Genomic DNA, 16,067 nt, shown 5'->3' on the forward strand with positions numbered 1-16,067 from the left:
ATGACGCCTAGTGGCTTGCCGGAACTGAGAGTAAGGAATGGTCGTATCCGGTGTCCATGGTTCCTTGTCTGCTCGCATAGCCAGAATTTACCCTTGCGACCAGACAATTCTTTGCAGCCCTGGCTTTCGCCGGGGGTGTTATCGACCGGTATGCTCCGGGCATGGCAGCAAAGATTACAGAAAACGAGTGGCGGCCGCTCCCCGGCGCATTGCCTGAAAACGTGCAGGCGGACAAGGTCTACGTCATTCCGATGAGAAGGCCGATGGAGGCCGACGAAGATGCCACCCCAAGGTACACGGACACTGTGCGGTACCTGCCTAAAGAGGCACGAGCCGCTGGCATCCCGCTAGAGTTCGCAACGGGCGAACGCAAGCGTAAATACCTGCAAGAGTTCAGTGCCGGCCCGGACATGTGGGCGCTCGGTCTCGCTCTCCTGACCATCACCAGCGATTGGGTCATCTTCAGTGTCCAGCAGTTCATCCACACCCGTGCAAAGGCTGAGGGATGGACTCAAGAAGACGCTCAGGAGTTGCCTCTAAAGGTGTCAATCGCGGAGACCAGCACTTCACGAAACATCGTTGAGGGTAGCGGCGCCGAAGTCCTCGAAGCTCTACGGCTGCTCCAGCAGAACTCTCCTGAACAGCACGAAGATGGTCACAATGGCCAAGACTAGAGGTCGACGATTTAGGACAGTAATCATGCAGGCGGGCCCAATCCCCCATCAGGTGGACCGCATCGCTACCGCTACCTCGATTCAAACGGGAGAGAGTCGCTACAGACCGCCGATGAAAGTTACATTGCAGCTCTAAAAGCACTCGGCAATCGGGCCGAAGATATCCCGGCGATGCACGCGCCATTGGAATCAGATGACGACGTTCTTCGACGGCAGGTACAGCGACAGAAGCGCTCCGAGTGGATCGACTTCACTGCGACAATCGACCAGAAAACACTGGACGAGGTCGAACCGTTAATCCGGCACTCGGAATCCGCAGCCGTAGCCGCGCTTAACTACCTAGAAGACCACGAGCTAGCGGAAGTCGCTCACGCCGCGATTCATCGGGCTGCTTTCATGCGACGTGGATTGTTTGGATGCCCCATAGTCTTGCGCGAAGACGACGAATTCTGGACGAACTGTTCGATAAGTATGTCTCACCTGCGTCTAGGCACGTCCGCAGGCCTGATCAGCGACTTCGAGTGCTCGATTTGTGGGAAATTGGTCGAGGACTGCGACCACATCATGAATGAGGTCTACTACAAGAGCGCAGCGCATATCGACGGCAAATGTTCAATCTGTGGGGCAACGACCTGCGAGCACGAGGCCGGCAAGGCTTACCCAGCCGTGGCATATGCCAACGCGCGCAACATGGGGCTTGAGGAAGTGTCGCTAGTCGCCCGCCCTCGCTACCCGCAGGCGCGCATAGTCGAGGAGTCGGTTGACTTAGGGCCAGCCGGGGACGACCCACGAGTTCGCCGTGCGGCGCAGCAACACATTTTGAATTGCGATGGGTGCCTTGGGCCGTGCAAGGGCTTCAACGATATGCAGAACTGGCCAGATATCCGGGCATCGGTGCCGGAGACCGAGACCGACCATCATGATGACGTTATCGAAATCGACGACCTAGACGTTCTCAATGCCGCTCAAAAACGGAAGGGCGGATGACGGCTCCGTTCAAACTATGCCTTGCACTATGCCCAGGCCTGTTTGAGGACAGATCCGGCCAACGGCTGGTTGAGTTCACACCGCGGTGTGCCTTTCTGGTCCTCGTCCGATGATCTTGTTACTCCATCCGAAGATATCGGTACACAGTGGCGCGGCTCGCCCCGATGATCTTTCCTATGTCGGCAGGCGTAAGCCCTTGAGCTTTTAGGTCGCGGGCACGCTTGACCTTCGCATGGTCGGCGGTGATTTCCCGTCGGCCAGCCTTCCGACCGTACTCGGCGGCCGCGGCCATGCCGGCCCTGGTCCGCTCGGCCAACTGATCGCGCTCGAGCTGTGCAAACGCTGACATAACGGTGAGCATGGCCCTACCCATTGCCCCTGTTGTGCTGATCCCTTCCGTGACGCTGCGGAAATGCACGCCCCGGCGCTCCAAATCATCGATGAGGGCCAGCAGGTTGCGGGTATTTCGCCCCAGGCGGTCCAGCTTCCAGACCACGACCTCGTCACCTTCCCGAAGGTGTTCGAACATCTTGTCCAGCTCGGGCCGGCTGGCCCTTGATCCACTCACACCATGGTCGGTGAAAATCCGGCGGCAGCCCGCGGCCCTCAACGCCGCATGCTGCAGATCCGCGATCTGATCTGCGGTGCTGACCCTGGCATATCCAATACTCGCCAAACCGACTCCTCGTAACTCATCAAAGGCTGCTTTCTCTTTTGTTGAGAATAACCTACGTGAGACACATTGATGAGACGACCCACCTTCAAAGAAATCGTCGGAATAACGGGGTTTAGAAACTCGCCCACAGACTGCCCGTGGGGTCCTGACAAGGGATCCTTTGCTGAGACCGAGGACCTCGCCGATGATGTCTCGGTGCCATCGTTTTGGTGATGGTTCTGGCACCATGACATTTGGCACAACCGATGCCATGAAGTCGATTCGGGAGATGCAATGAACCGTCGTCATACAGACCGTGTTGGAAAACCATCGGCGGCCTCCACAGCTTCCTTTGCCCTGAGCCTCAGCGCACTGTTCGTCACTAGTCTGGTAGCCATCGTGTGGATTCCGGTGGATCAAGACGTCCTCAGCCGTGCGGACGCTGCCGGCTGGGACACCCGTATGCTTCTGCCGCATCAAACAGAACTCACGCTCTTGATCTACGCGTCAGTCCTGGCCACGGCGATCGTCGTCGTGGCCACGTTCATTGGCTTGATGGCCTCCCGCCGGGGACCGAGCTTTCTGCGACAGTAGATCTTCAAACGCCTTGTCCAACCGGCTCAGCGGAACCTTCAATAAAGATGTGCCATTCGCACTATGGCGCAAAGAAGAAGACGACCTGTATCGGCGCGGCCAGGGCGGACTAACTGATATCGAACTTTCCTGGGCCGCATCGGTGACCTGTTGAACGTATAGGGCACCCCTACGGGCACCTTCAGCGTGCGGGGTAAACGTACACGAAGCCCTGCCGGGGCCCGCTTGACTTGAATCTGTGCCTGGAGTGCACGTAAAGCGACCGGCTTGCCGCTGACATAGAGTCAGCACGTGAGAGAAGCGTGACTAATAGGAGTGGCATGGGAACGGGTCGAGGAACGGGCAAGCGAAATGGGCAGCCACCGCTAGCGACAGAGCAGTATTCCGAGTTGAATGCGACTTTCTATTCTTCTGGCGGACCTCACGAGTACATAAGAGCCCGCCTGCAGTCGATCATCTTCACCCTGTCCGATGCAGACGAGGCAGAGGCTATCGTGCAACAAGACCTGTTCATCGGAACTCTGCAGGCAGGAGGATCCCAGCGCCTATCTCAAGAGGTCAGACAACGATACGCGCTCATGGAGAGCACCGTCCTGCTACACCACGCCGGCGAAGCACTGCTACGGCTGTGGATGGCTCATAAAGACTCACCATCATGTCCGTGGCTGGAAGTTGCCAGTCTCACCACCGCGAGAATTTTCAAAGAGGAAGCAGAAAAACACGCCTCGGATACCAGTCGTATTCCTCGATCGACCATCGCCTCTGTTTTTCTCGGAGGGAGCACCCGTGAGGACGCCCACGTGGAAATGACGGAGGGCCAGTGGGAGCGTTCGATCGACGGATTTCAAGAGTTACTCCGGCTCGTGGCACATACGATTACCAGCGAAGCTACTCTCTACAACGCAGCCAAACATGGGCTGGTAGGTCTGCCTGGTGATCAAGCAGACATCGTGTATGAAGGGAAGCGTGTGGCCGGCGGAGGGGGTATCACCTACCTTGAAAAAACCCCTGACAATACTAAATTCCGGTCAGGACCACATAGCTGGTGGCTTACAACGTCATTCACCAACCTCGAAGCTAATCTGTTTCTCATCGAATTGACTTTGCGAGCCATCAGTTCCCTATGGGCTGTGGCGAGGAGAAGGCACCTGGGGGTACCCGGCGAGGTCGTGCTAATCAGTCTCGATGAGGTACTCACGGCCGTGGCGATGGGTCCCATCGCGGACAACCGAATGCTGTCATCGTTTTCCGAGAGTCTTGTGACCTATACCTATGAGTCTGGACAGCAACAGTTTGGCCAACGAGTGCACCGCCCCAACTTGATCAGGTTGGGGCCAGATGTTGTGGAGGCTTTTGATCGCGTGAGTGGTGAGCATGTTCCTATGACATTCGTGGCCTTGCCTCTGCGTGAACAGGATAAGCGCACGCCATCAACATCCAATAAGCAGTTTTTCCGCTCGTCACCTCCAGGCAGTTCAAGCGTCTAGAGCAATATTCTCCTGAGAACGTGCGCTAGCGAGGGAGCCAGCACAAGGGAGAGCGAAACAGGATCCTTCTGCGAGACAGCAGGACGCTGACCGCTCGCCACTACCGCTCGGGCTCGATGTAGCCATACGACGAGGTGGACCGGCCAAGACGCCATTCGTAGCCGTCCACTTCAATCCTCAGAACTGAGACCTCGCCCCGGCGAAACAGCCGCCGCCGCTTTTCTATGTGCCCTTGCCCTTGAAGGTAGGCGCGCATCACGAGGCAGAGCTTACGGAGTTCGGCTTCCTTTTCATCCTCGACGTCGTCGTATTCGAAGAGGATCGCGCCGACGTCCAGCTCAGGTATGAACACATTCGCCCACTCGTAGCTGGCTCTGATCCTTGCTGTGCGGTCGTTGCCGAAGCGGCCGCTGACACGAACGCTGTGCAGCCAGGGATCGGCTTCAGGGATAACGTCCACCACGGCAAACGTCTCGTTAAACACTTCGTCCACGACACGGTGCAGCATGGCTTTGATGTCGATCGTCACGGTGACAGTCTCTCAGTCCATGGACAGCTGTGGAGTCCGATTGAGGATACTCACCGGCACCATTACTAACCCGGACGGCAGCTACGGACACATCGAGGCCGAAGGCGACAACTACGACGAGGCGGGTTCTCTAGTCCGCTCCTCAGTCAGGCTGCTGCAGGTTCCAGAGTCCGAGCTGGCCCCTCGCCGGATAAGGGGATGCTACCGGCACTGGGCGGGCAAGACTCCAGTGCCAGTAACCATCCTCCGCCCATTCCGAACATGAATTTCTGCACTCGTCGGAGTGGTGGCAGCCAACGAGTTCAACGGCACCTATTACCATCCCTCGGTAAAGGACTGCTTCGCAGCGCGTAAGAGCATCCTGGAGAGCAGGGAATGCATAGGCTTCCGTGTCCTCCCCCTGACCTGCATGAATGACGAGTTGCCCGCGATAGTGCGTCCGCTGGCCCCTATTTTCGACGTCTTTGCCAGCGTGAACTATGGCCCATGCCCAAGGCTGCTTCACCGTCAGCGCTTTCATAGCCCAGAGCCTAGACCTGGATCTTGAAGACCCCCACATACAACATAGTCCGAAAATTCTCGGGCCTCCCACCGCGCTAAATGAGCAGGCCGCGGACCAGGTCAAATCAGCGATCCAGCTGGCGCCTAGCAGGAAGCCGGGGGCGGATGCATTGCCCCGCATCGGCCGGACCATGTGCCCTCCAACAACTACTACTACTGGCCATCAGCCAAGGTGCGCGCTACGCGTTCCCCTTCCGAACAACCGAAGTTGCGCTTAGGAAGCTATAACCACCCAACGGCAGAAAGGCCACCCCGGCGGGGTGGCCTTTCGCTGTCTGTGGTGTCGCTTCTCGCGTCAGCAGTGAACCTGGCTGTAGAACGCGGCGCCCCAGCTGAAGTGGTCTGTTGCGTTAGGACCGAAGCTCGCATCGAGGATGATGCACTGGCCGCCTGGCTTCTGCGCGTTCGTATAGACCGGCCCGGCGTAATAGGAGTAGTAGCCCTTTGAAAGATCGTCCGGGCCGTATGAGGGGTAGTTGCCTATCGCGTTCACCCGGTACATCTTGACCCCGTACGTGGGGCCGTAAGCGTACGCTACGGAGCAGTTCTTGCGCAGTGCTGAGTTCCAGTACACATCAATGGAGCCGGTCTTCGTGCCGGGCTTTCCGTAGCGGAAATCCTTGCTGTAGCTCGGCACGGTGATGGGGTGCGAGCCGATATAGGCGTAGCCGGTTCCGCATGGCCCGGCCGCGGCGGCGGGGCCCGCTCCCATCGGGGACGCGGCCCCTGCAAGCGCGACTGCCGCCAGCAAGGTAAGGCCTTTAAGCTTCAATTTGGGGCGCCCGAATCTCATGTTTTCTCCATCATGTGAGGTGTTTGCTTCGAGTGAAGTTGCTGGAAAGCAGGACTATATAAACACAGCGAATGGATTAATTACATGGGGCGGCCTCCCCAAGCGCTGGAACAGACAGGTCTGTCTCGCTTTGCATGTAGTGTCTGCTTGTTATGCGAAACACTTATGACCTTCCACCCGCCGTCGATGGCGCCCCTGCTCCGCCACCCATGACGCCAGGTGGGGCCAGGGACCGCATCCTCGATGCCGCATACGAACTGTTCTTACAGCGCGGTATCCGCGATGTCGGCATCGCTGAGTTAATTTCACGGGCCGGGGTCGCCAAAGCAACCTTCTATGCGCACTTCACGTCCAAGGATGAACTGGTCCTCGCATACTTGGAGCGCTGCCACCAGGACATGACGGTTGAGGCCATCATCACCGAAACCCTAAGGCGGACCGAACACCCTACGGGCCGGCTGTTGGCTATTTTCGATGTCCTCGACGGGTGGTTCCGCGAGGATGACTTTCAGGCCTGCGCCTTCATCAGCACCATGCTGGAAGTGGGCCCCGCCCATCCAGTGGGAATCGCATCAATCGAGTATCTGGCGCAGGTCCGGGCCTTCATGCGCACGCTGGCCGTCGAGGCAGGCCTTGAACAACCCGACATTCTTGCCCGCTCCTGCCACATCCTGACAAAGGGCTCCATCATTTCCGCGGTCGAAGGGGACCGGGAGGCAGCCGTAATCGCCAAACGCATGGCCGCTTCCCTCATCCGTGACCACGGAGGGGACCGGGCCACTCTGAACTCACAGTCACAGGCCGCAGTCTTCAATCAATGAGACACCTCATATCCCAAGGGTTGTGAGGGGTTGTTGAGACGGCCTAATGCCGCAGTTGGAGGACGGACAGTCGTCTCCTGCCTTGACGAGATCTTGACCGAGCAGAGTTGGATTGCGATGGTTGCGGGTTAGAAGCGTGTGTGCAGATTGGTACATGCTCGGGGGCCACGGGGACCGTATGAGAAGGGCCGGTAGACATGAGTGGGTTACTCATTCGGCAGGGCGACGGGTCTTGGCTGGAGCCAGCCGATGCCGGATACGCGTTGGAGTCTGAGCTGCAGGAGATCTTGGCATCGCATCCGGAGCTCATTCCCGGAGTTAGTGCAGATGCCAGGACCTGTCGTGAGTTCCAGTCGGAGGCTGGCCCTGCCGACATTGTCGTCGTGGACTCGACGGGAGAGTTGACGTTAGTCGAGTGCAAATTGGCCTCTAACCCGCAAATAAGGCGCGAGGTCGTGGGACAGATGTTCGACTACGCATCTCGTCTCTGGAAAATGGACGTCGACGAGTTCGCTGCGCAATGGCGTACTCGCAGGTCCCGCCCGCTGGACCTCGATGATGCCCCGGAAGGATCCTCTCTGAGAGATTCCTTGGCGATGAACCTGGAGGAGGGCAGGTTCAGGATCGTTCTCGCGGTTGACCGCATTAACCCGCCGCTAAAGAGAATGATCGAATATCTCAATGTCATGGCAGGGCCTGCAACATCGGTCATTGCTGTCGAATATTCTCGACTCAAGCAAGGGGAGGTCGAGATCCTGATGCCGCATGTCTATGGGCAGGAACTGGCAGAAGCCAAGTCTGTTCCTATTAAACGCGATCTTACTGCCTGGGATACAGACAGCATCCGTTCATGGCTGCTGGAGCATGACAGTCGGAACGTCGACCGGTTCGAGCTATTCCTGGCGGCCGCACGCTCGGTCGGATTGACGTTCCTCGGGTCCAAGACTGTGAACCCCGCTGGAAGCCTGCCGATTTTTGATCCCGACAACACCCAGCTTGGAACAGTTTCCATCTTCTACTTCAGTGGACAGGGAACATCAGTGGAATTCAACTTCACCCGGATGTCGAAGATGTCGGACGAAGAAGTACCGGACTCCGCCGTGCTGGACCAGTTCCTCACGCAACTCGAAGACATCCCTGCCCTCCGGGATGTCGCACTGAACCTCCGGTCCAGCAGATTCGCCAGTCGAAAACCGAATGTACCGCTTTCCGACTTACCAAACGATTCAATCCAGAAGATGGTCGATGCGCTGAAAGTCTTTACCCACAGGGCTGACTCAGTGTCTTGATACAACCGTGTCTCTAAATACAAGGGATATGAGCTCGCAACAGCGCCGGGTTCACGAGTCAGCTTTGACGTTGGTACGGGCTACGCCAGGTTTCAAGGATGCTGGTTCAAGCGCCGCATTTGAGGTTAGCGCTCTACAATGTGCCACCACTACATGCCGAGGGATCATTTTGATTTCACGCGGGCTTTGCCTGGTCATTGAGGATGACCAGGACATTCGGGATCTGCTGACGATGGTCCTGACACGAGTGGGCTTCGATGTTCATGCTGTATCGACGGGCGTGCAGGGGGTGGCTGCGGCTTGGGAACACCATCCGGTCCTGGTCACGGTGGATTTGAACCTGCCGGACATGGATGGCCTCGACGTCGCCTGGTATATCCGGAAACGGTCGGACGTGCCGATGCTGTTCATTACGGCGCGGGCCGAGCCTGATGATGAAATGGCCGGCATGGCCTGCGGGGCCTCGGCCTATCTGACCAAGCCCTTCCGGCCGCGGCAACTGACGGAAGCCGTGAACAAGCTCTGCCCCGTCGGGCCCCTGACCGTCCATGGCCTGCAACCTGGTAGTTAGCCGGAGGTCAGTGCGTTCATGGGCGGGGACCAGTGATCTGTGCGCTGGGGGAGAGGTGAAACTCACTGCGCATATCAAAAGAGCGGCGGACGGCTGGCTCGACCTTCGCGTGGTCGAGTTGCCACAACTTGAAGCGCACGCCCGGAGTTCGCTGACATCCCTGACGCTGTGAGGGACGCTGCCGCGAGCCTGACCGGCCGGTCCGGGCAGGACTTCGATGTCGAGGTCAGGTATTGAGAACCTGCAGAGTCGGTCCCGCCCCGGCATCGGTTAGCAGCGGCGGGACCTCAGGCATCGCCGTTGATCGGCCTGCTACACGACCGCATTAGTATTCCTTCTGCGCCGCGTTGTCTCCAACTCCGGCCTGTCGCCCCCTACCACGGCGGCTTCGGTGCTGCAGTGCTTTGGGTCAGAGCGGGCGGATGTTTTCCGCCTGAGGGCCCTTAGGGCCGTGGGCGACGTCGAACTCTACTTTTTGGTTGTCTTCCAAGGACCGGTACCCATTGCCGGCGATTGCGGTGTAGTGGGCGAAGATGTCCCCGGTCCCGTCGTCGGGGGCGATAAAACCAAGGCCTTTTTCCGGGTTAAACCATTTCACTGTGCCTGTTGCCATTGCCCGCCCCCAAAGGAACTCTCTTCTTACCGCGGGCACTGTGCCCACCGGCGGCGCGGACGTCTTTATCCGCTGGCCTATACCGTAGGGTGACCTGTCCCCGGGGCACAAGGGACAGGGCTGCGGGAGTGGTCGTACCCGGGACCGACGCCGGAGCTGGGTGCCGGCTGGCATGGGGGACACGAGCCGGCCGTCCGCCGCCGGCCGGTTCCAATTTTACGCCGGGTACAAGGCGAAGAATGCGTGGTCCTCCTTCAATCGGCCACGCTTGATCCATCCATGGAAAGCAACCCGGAAATGAGCTCGGCGGTCCCGGAAGAGACACTATGAGGCGAAGGACTGCAGCGGAGGCCTCCGGCAAACCTTGAACGGCGGCAGGTCTTCCGGGTCCTGGACCTCGCGGAGATGGGCGAGCAAAGCCTGCCCGGGATGCCCCGGGTTCTCGGACAGGTGCCGGAGGAGGCAAAGACGCGTGTCAGGCTCCAACTCCTGCTGGGCGAGGATCCCATTGATCAACTGCTTCAGCTGAAACTGCAGCAGCCCGTCCGCCTCGGCCGGGCCCGGCGAAGCTGTTTGGGTCTGGGCTGCCGTGGACGGTCGGGCACACTGTTTCCTGCGCCCAGCCGCAGGAACAGGAACCCCGGAAGGAGGCGCCACTCCATCTCCTGCCACCCGCACCGCGGTACCGGCCGTGGGGCAGCCCGCGCCGAGGGTGCCGCCAACTGATCCGTTAACCACCTGAACCACCTCCCCTCCCTCGTCCTGATCCCCGTACCTTGGCACAGCATCATGATGAATTCCCTATGTCACCGGGCCGCGACCGAAGTTCCGACCCTCTGTTCTGGTGGGCAACCAGGGTTTCTTCGAGGGCGTTTTTCTGAGTGGGCGGTCTCAGTTCATAGGGATTGTCGGCTTTCCCCAAGGGGTCAGCGGGAGGATCTGAGCATCTGGCGAACGAGGCGCCCTTCAGGCCAGTCCGCCGGGCCCGGCACTGCACCCCCCGCGAAGCCGGCCCGGCGGAAACCCCGATGCAGCGAAGATCGGGAATCCGGACTCCTCCGACTTCAGCAAAAAGTCCTACCGGACCGGGGGCTTCTGCCAAGAGTCTCCTGAAGACACCGGGTGTAGATTCACTGATATGCGTGAGACACGCAACGTCGCCTGGGACGGGCGGCTGGAAGCCATCAAAGGCAGGGACACTGGACGCTACGTGACCACGGCCGCAGCGGTCGCCCCGGCATGCGCTGCCTGCCAGGGCCCGCTTCAGGCCAACGATCCCCTGTCTTTGAGCGTGGACATCAGCGAAAGCACGGCACCCGACGGAACGGAGTATGTCACGTTCCGTGACTATGTCTGTCACCGGCACTGCAGTTCACCCAGCCTGACGATGCACAAGGCACCCTGGAGGCCGCCAGCGCTGACGCCTCTCGCGGCCCGGCTGATCCTCATCCAGAGGGCCGGTCCCGGCAACCCGAAGACCATCATCCCGACGCTGGCCTACACGCAGGTCCCGGTCGTTTCCTTCCGGGACCCCGGCGGGGAACTGACCTCGGCCCTGGTGTCAGTTCTGCTCTCCCACGGCTTCCAGCTGGCCCTGAGCCCGGACTACTACTCCATCCTGGAACAGGCCACCGACGTGGAGGGTGAGTGCAGCATGACAGTGACCAGCGACGGGCTTATCAGTCTGAACGTCGCCGCGGAAACTATCTACTCCAAACAGCTCTACCCGATGAAACCAACCGATACCGGGTGGCTCAAAGAGGCAGACCGCGGCAGCGTCCTTGTCATAGCCGGCGACAACCTCGTCATCACCGAACGGCTACTGGACCTCGCCCCGGCGGCGGCAATGGGCACCCTGGTCATCGGTAAGGTCCCCGTCCGGTCGTAACAACCGCGGCCGACCTCCGCGTCACTCCTCGGGGGCCGGAAAGTGCACCCGGTGGGGCTCGAACCCACGACCCGAGGATTAAAAGTCCCCTGCTCTTCCAGCTGAGCTACGGGTGCATACTTGGCCCTGCACAATATTTCACTGCCTTGCAGTCACGCTCAACAATGAAGGAAGAACGCCACCTCCATCCAGTTCGTCATGGTCCCTCCCACAGGGGCCCGTGGGGCAGAGCTTATGACGTCTGGAGGGCTCCCGGTCGCAGCGGCACGGCACTGTCCCGGGCGTTTCGCAGCTACCGTCCGGAGACAGCTCCACGTTCGCAGTCACCGGTTGGGAAAAGCGCGCTAAGTGGAACGCTAGTAGGGGACGTGACCAGAGGCGCCCTGGCTAAGGGGAAGCGCGGGGCTGCGGTGGTGTAAGAGAAGGTTTAGTCGGGACCACGCACGAGCCAACAGGCTGTCATGGTTTGATGTGGGGGTCGGTGGCGCTGACGAGTGCGCGATGGTAGGCGTCCGGGTGGGGAAGTTCGCTCCAGCTGATGAGCAGGTGCGCGCTCATCCATTGGGTTAACCGGGTTTTTTCGAACCGATTGGGCGGTGGCGGGTAGCCGTTGGTTCGCTGCCGAAGGTTTAGCGGGCCGGCCAGGAGGGCTGCCAGGCTTTTTCGGAACGCTGAGGCCCGGATACCGGTGGCGTCTGCTTCGATGGCGGCGGCGAGGTTCTTTGCGGTTCCGAGGTAGAGAGGGCGGCGAGCCTCGTCAGGTTTGGATTCGGTCTGCTTTGTCTGATCGGTATCCCACCAGGCGTAGAGGCCGGGGGTTTCGGGCAGTGTGAGCCGGCCGGCGAAAGGGATCCGCCGGGCCGGGTCCAGTAGCGAACGACATGGAACATCCATCACCTTCGAATGTACACTCGCTGCTGCCCCATGGTGCCGCGGGTGAGGGTCCGGGCATGCTGATGGTGAGCGTTGGGGTAGGAGCGATCATGCTCGTTCCTTGTCGTGTTCGTGCTACCTGCAGGAACAGATCTGGGATTAGGAGGCAGGGCACCGGTTCGATTGAGGGGCGCGGTGCGGCCGGACGCCTGTCGTGCCGGCCGGTGACGCTCTAAAAGGCGGCGGGGGTTTCCTGTTCGGGGAGGATGGCTACCGGGTCTCCGGCCAGGAACATCCTCCGTGGAGATGTTCCGGTGATCCAGACCCACACGACTGCCCCGTCTGGGGTCATGTTGTCAATGATGCCGGTGCCGTCGGCGTGACCGGCTTCCTTGACCTGGACTGCCTGTCCCGGCTTCAGCGTTCCCCAGTTGGCCGGAGGTTCATAGTCATTGCCTGCGTTTGCGTCCATACGCTGATAGAACCATCCCCGGATGAACGTGTGAAGTTGGCGGCGCCTATGACACTCTGTCGAGTATTTCCGAGCGGGCCCTGACGGCTTCGGTGAACCGGTCAAGGAAGGGATCGGCGTCGGGGTGCTTCGAGAAGGGGAGCAGCAGCCCGCGGTGATCTTCGGTGACGGTCAGGCGCGTGTGCGAGGATTCGGGCGTGAGAGTGAAGGTGCGGGTCCTGGCCCATAACCCGAGTGGCAGGCTGCGCTTCCAGGTCATCACTTCGCCCTCGATTTGCTGGACACGCAGGTTGACGGGCCGCCGGCCGACCATCGGGGTGATCTGGACTGTATCGCCGGCGCGTATCGGGCCGTCGGCCTCCAGGATCCCGGATTCCCAGACGCCGAAGTTCGTGCCGTCGGTAATGACGTGCCACACCGTGGAGGCACGGGCGTTGATCAGGACTTCAGATCGAAAGAAGCGCACCGCTCCAAGCTACCGGTGCAAGCTGAACGGGAGGTGGCCTGCGCGCCGTGCGGTACAGAGTCCGGGGTTTCTGGCGGGCCCCGCCCCGGGGGCCGGATGCTCCGTTGTCATCCCACCGCTTTGAAGGCTTCGACGAAGAGCCGGGCGCGTTCGGTGATGTACTGCTCAAGGGGCACGAAAACCGTTGTCGTCTCCGCGTTGCTGTTGCGGCTCACGCTGGCGATGAAGAGGTCATTAGTTTCGATGTCCAGGAGAAGCTGTGGCGGCGGAAACCGCTCCGTGGGGGTGTCTGCCGGCCCGGTGTCCTGAGGATCCTGAAGGTGTCCCAGCTGGACGTACGGGATGAGGGCGTTGGTGAGCGCTATAGCGTCCTTCGGGCTGGGCAGGGTCAGTTCGCCATCGCGGGTGATGCTGAAATAGACCGCGCCCCGTGATTGATAGGTGACCCCATACCATAGTCTTTTCGGCTGAACCGTGCATCAGCGATGGGGAACGAGGTGTCGGGCATGACCGCGAGTATCCCTGCCCGCTCATACGTCTCGCGCGTCTGGTGGCCCAGGTTGCGAAGGAAAGGCGCAAGCTCGTCCAGCCGGCGCTGCACCGCCACGCCGTGGTGCTCGTGCATGCGCCGATGATACGCCCGGCCGTCAGACGTAGGCCACGGTGCAGGCACAATCGGGGCGGAATCAGGTTCCGCCGGTCTTGACCCTCCAGGTTCCCCGGCCCGACACTGGGTTGGTGAACGCCGAAACAGGGAACACTGACGACAGGGAGCACATCGTCTCGGCGGTGGTTGGCCGTCTGGCCCTTCGCTACCCGCAAGCCCCACGGAAGCGCATCGCCGACGTCGTTGACGATGAGTATGAGGCCCTGGACGGGGGCCGCATCCGCACCTACATCCCCACACTCGTCGAACACGGTGCACGCGACCGTCTGCACCGGGAGTTTGCCCGGCGTCCCGGCCTGAGCTGACCCGGGCCGGTGCCGCCGGCTGGGATGGGTGGGGCATATTTTTCTTACTGACGCCCGGTGGCGCCGGACGTAAAATGCGGCCATGGGCACCGCACCAGTTGTTGAAGTGGAACGGAAGTACGACGTCAAGGACTCGGCCGTCCTGCCACCGCTGCAGGACCTGCCCGGGGTCCGGGGGGTCGGTCCGCCGGTGGAGCACCAGCTCACGGCTGAGTACTTCGATACCAAAGACCTGCGCCTGGCGTCGGAGCAGATCACCTTGCGGCGCAGAACCGGCGGAGATGATGCCGGCTGGCACTTGAAGCTCCCCGCCTCGGTGGACGAACGGCACGAACACCGCGAACCGCTCGGGCAAGACACCGCCACCGTTCCCGACGCTCTCCTGGAGCTGATCCTCGTCCATACCCGGGAGAAGAAGCTGGTCCCCGTGGCTAAACTGACGACACGGCGGACCGTACACCGTCTTCAGGGAAAGAAAGACGGCATGCTCGCGGAAGTCAGCGACGACCGGGTGGAGGCGGAAACGCTCCTGCCCCCGCAGGAGACCAAGCGCTGGCGCGAATGGGAAATTGAACTCATTGACGGTGGACGGGACCTTCTGGACGCCACAGACCAGATGCTTGCAGCAGCAGGTGTCAGGCCCTCAGCCCATGATTCCAAGCTGGCCCGCGCCTTGAACCGGAAAGCGCCCACAGGACAGGGAAGGACACCACAGGCCAAACGCAAAGGAGCCGCCGGCGACGTCCTGCTCGCCTACCTGACAGAGCAGGTACAGACCCTCAAGGACCAGGACCCGCAGGTGCGGCGCAACACCCACGATTCAGTCCACAAGATGCGCGTCGCGACACGGCGCATGCGCTCGGTCCTGGCCACCTACCGGAAACTGCTCAGCGACGGCGATCGCGTCCAGTTCGTCCGGGACGAGCTCAAGTGGCTGGCCGGGGTCCTGGGCGAGGCCAGGGACGCCGAGGTCATGCACGCACGGCTCAAAGACATGATCGCCCAAGAGCCCACCGAGCTGGTCATGGGACCGGTCACCCGCCGCGTCGACATTCAGCTTGGAGCTGACTACGAAAAGGCGCACACCAAGGTGCTCGAGGTGTTAAAAGAGAAGCGCTACTTCGGGTTGCTCGATGCCCTGGACACCCTGCTCGCCGCGCCCGGTCTTGCACCGCTGGCGGACAAACGGGCGGGCAAGGTCATTCCCAAACTCATTACCAAGGATGTAAAGCGGCTGGCCGCTGCTGTTACGGAAGCCCGGAGACATCCGGCCGGGATCACCGACCATCCGGCACTCCACGAAGCCCGGAAAGACGGCAAGCGGCTGCGCTACGCAGCCGAGGCCGCCGCCCCCGTCAACCCCAAGGTTGCCGGCCACCTCGTCGACGCAGCGCACAGCGTCCAAAAGATCCTCGGCGACCACCAGGACAGCATCGTCACCCGCCAGCTGCTGCGCCGGCTCGGCGCCGAATCCTTCCTGCAGGGCGAAAACGGCTTCAGCTACGGCCGCCTGCACGCCCTGGAACAAACCGCGGCATTGGAGGCCGAGGCTAAATTCCACCGCGAATGGAAAAAATTCCCCTCCCCAAAGCTCTAGAAACCATGCCCGTAAGACCGCAACACCGTAACCGGCCGCGCATCGAGCCGACGGTCACCTCGTGCGCACTATCTGTTTGACGGCGTCGTCGGGTAGTTGCCGGATCTGTTCTTCGCTGTTGAGCCCGCCAGTGACGGGTGCGGATCTGTGTAAGCACGAACAGCGGCGTTGGCCGGGACCATACGGCCTTGGGGTTGCTTCCCTCTTGAAGGCACCGGGTCGGGC

At 60.7% G+C, this 16,067-nt stretch carries 18 protein-coding genes and 1 tRNA gene; 10 read left to right on the forward strand and 9 right to left on the reverse strand.

Translation table 11 applies throughout. The annotated features are described in order from the left end of the window. Positions 1-161 precede the first annotated feature (161 nt). Entirely contained in the window at positions 162-674 is a 513-nt protein-coding gene (locus ACFVTE_RS18460) for a hypothetical protein (RefSeq protein WP_387102829.1), read from the forward strand. 183 nt (positions 675-857) lie between these two features. After that, complete coding sequence (locus ACFVTE_RS18465) at positions 858-1,661, forward strand: hypothetical protein (RefSeq protein WP_387102831.1); 804 nt, start codon at positions 858-860, stop codon at positions 1,659-1,661. Positions 1,662-1,779: 118 nt separating this feature from the next. Here the strand turns inward: ACFVTE_RS18465 and ACFVTE_RS18470 are convergent, their stop codons facing one another. Further along, a complete protein-coding gene (locus ACFVTE_RS18470; RefSeq protein ID WP_387102833.1) occupies positions 1,780-2,337 on the reverse strand; it encodes a recombinase family protein in 558 nt (185 codons plus the stop codon). Between the two features lie 273 nt (positions 2,338-2,610). On the opposite strand from ACFVTE_RS18470, the gene ACFVTE_RS18475 reads away from it, so the two are divergent. Together ACFVTE_RS18475 and ACFVTE_RS18480 are read left to right on the forward strand one after the other, a co-directional pair. Continuing rightward, a complete protein-coding gene (locus tag ACFVTE_RS18475) occupies positions 2,611-2,910 on the forward strand; it encodes a hypothetical protein (RefSeq protein WP_387102834.1) in 300 nt (99 codons plus the stop codon). 320 nt (positions 2,911-3,230) lie between these two features. Next, positions 3,231-4,397 (forward strand): hypothetical protein, encoded by a 1,167-nt coding sequence (locus ACFVTE_RS18480; RefSeq protein ID WP_387102836.1) that lies wholly within the window; start codon positions 3,231-3,233, stop codon positions 4,395-4,397. 100 nt (positions 4,398-4,497) lie between these two features. On the opposite strand, the gene ACFVTE_RS18485 is transcribed toward ACFVTE_RS18480, so the two are convergent. After that, positions 4,498-4,926 (reverse strand): hypothetical protein, encoded by a 429-nt coding sequence (locus tag ACFVTE_RS18485; protein WP_387102838.1) that lies wholly within the window; start codon positions 4,924-4,926, stop codon positions 4,498-4,500. 856 nt (positions 4,927-5,782) lie between these two features. Then, on the reverse strand, positions 5,783-6,238 hold the full coding sequence (locus ACFVTE_RS18490; protein ID WP_387102840.1) for a hypothetical protein: 456 nt from the start codon (positions 6,236-6,238) through the stop codon (positions 5,783-5,785). 194 nt (positions 6,239-6,432) lie between these two features. Here ACFVTE_RS18490 and ACFVTE_RS18495 point away from each other — a divergent pair, with 194 nt between their 5' ends. The 3 genes from ACFVTE_RS18495 (at position 6,433) to ACFVTE_RS18505 (ending at position 8,961) form a co-directional block, all read left to right on the forward strand. Then, entirely contained in the window at positions 6,433-7,101 is a 669-nt protein-coding gene (locus tag ACFVTE_RS18495) for a TetR/AcrR family transcriptional regulator (RefSeq protein WP_387102842.1), read from the forward strand. A gap of 455 nt (positions 7,102-7,556) precedes the next feature. Beyond that, complete coding sequence (locus ACFVTE_RS18500) at positions 7,557-8,390, forward strand: hypothetical protein (protein WP_387102844.1); 834 nt, start codon at positions 7,557-7,559, stop codon at positions 8,388-8,390. Between the two features lie 169 nt (positions 8,391-8,559). Beyond that, positions 8,560-8,961 (forward strand): response regulator transcription factor, encoded by a 402-nt coding sequence (locus tag ACFVTE_RS18505; RefSeq protein ID WP_387102846.1) that lies wholly within the window; start codon positions 8,560-8,562, stop codon positions 8,959-8,961. A gap of 409 nt (positions 8,962-9,370) precedes the next feature. On the opposite strand, the gene ACFVTE_RS18510 is transcribed toward ACFVTE_RS18505, so the two are convergent. Beyond that, positions 9,371-9,574: a cold-shock protein gene (locus ACFVTE_RS18510; protein ID WP_387102848.1), complete on the reverse strand. Its 204-nt coding sequence runs from the start codon at positions 9,572-9,574 to the stop codon at positions 9,371-9,373. Positions 9,575-10,712: 1,138 nt separating this feature from the next. Between ACFVTE_RS18510 and ACFVTE_RS18515 the strand changes: the two genes are divergently transcribed. Continuing rightward, positions 10,713-11,462: a hypothetical protein gene (locus ACFVTE_RS18515; protein ID WP_387102850.1), complete on the forward strand. Its 750-nt coding sequence runs from the start codon at positions 10,713-10,715 to the stop codon at positions 11,460-11,462. Between the two features lie 43 nt (positions 11,463-11,505). Here the strand turns inward: ACFVTE_RS18515 and ACFVTE_RS18520 are convergent. The 5 genes from ACFVTE_RS18520 to ACFVTE_RS18540 all read right to left on the reverse strand — a co-directional run bounded on the left by ACFVTE_RS18520 (position 11,506) and on the right by ACFVTE_RS18540 (position 13,898). Beyond that, positions 11,506-11,578, reverse strand: a tRNA-Lys gene (locus ACFVTE_RS18520). Between the two features lie 343 nt (positions 11,579-11,921). Further along, positions 11,922-12,356, reverse strand: coding sequence for a GIY-YIG nuclease family protein (locus tag ACFVTE_RS18525; RefSeq protein WP_387102851.1), 435 nt, complete (start codon positions 12,354-12,356; stop codon positions 11,922-11,924). Positions 12,357-12,567: 211 nt separating this feature from the next. Then, a complete protein-coding gene (locus ACFVTE_RS18530; RefSeq protein ID WP_387102853.1) occupies positions 12,568-12,807 on the reverse strand; it encodes a hypothetical protein in 240 nt (79 codons plus the stop codon). Between the two features lie 46 nt (positions 12,808-12,853). Further along, positions 12,854-13,273, reverse strand: a complete 420-nt coding sequence (locus ACFVTE_RS18535; RefSeq protein WP_387102855.1) for an SRPBCC family protein — start codon at positions 13,271-13,273, stop codon at positions 12,854-12,856. A gap of 388 nt (positions 13,274-13,661) precedes the next feature. Further along, positions 13,662-13,898, reverse strand: coding sequence for a hypothetical protein (locus ACFVTE_RS18540; RefSeq protein ID WP_387102857.1), 237 nt, complete (start codon positions 13,896-13,898; stop codon positions 13,662-13,664). Positions 13,899-14,011: 113 nt separating this feature from the next. On the opposite strand from ACFVTE_RS18540, the gene ACFVTE_RS18545 reads away from it, so the two are divergent. Together ACFVTE_RS18545 and ACFVTE_RS18550 are read left to right on the forward strand one after the other, a co-directional pair. Beyond that, a complete protein-coding gene (locus tag ACFVTE_RS18545; RefSeq protein WP_387102859.1) occupies positions 14,012-14,245 on the forward strand; it encodes a three-helix bundle dimerization domain-containing protein in 234 nt (77 codons plus the stop codon). Positions 14,246-14,327: 82 nt separating this feature from the next. Next, the gene (locus tag ACFVTE_RS18550; protein ID WP_387102861.1) at positions 14,328-15,842 is read left to right on the forward strand and encodes a CHAD domain-containing protein; all 1,515 of its coding nucleotides are present in this window, start codon (positions 14,328-14,330) and stop codon (positions 15,840-15,842) included. Positions 15,843-16,067: the final 225 nt, after the last annotated feature.

Source organism: Arthrobacter sp. NPDC058097 (genome assembly GCF_042884885.1).
Classification (GTDB): Bacteria; Actinomycetota; Actinomycetes; order Actinomycetales; family Micrococcaceae; genus Arthrobacter.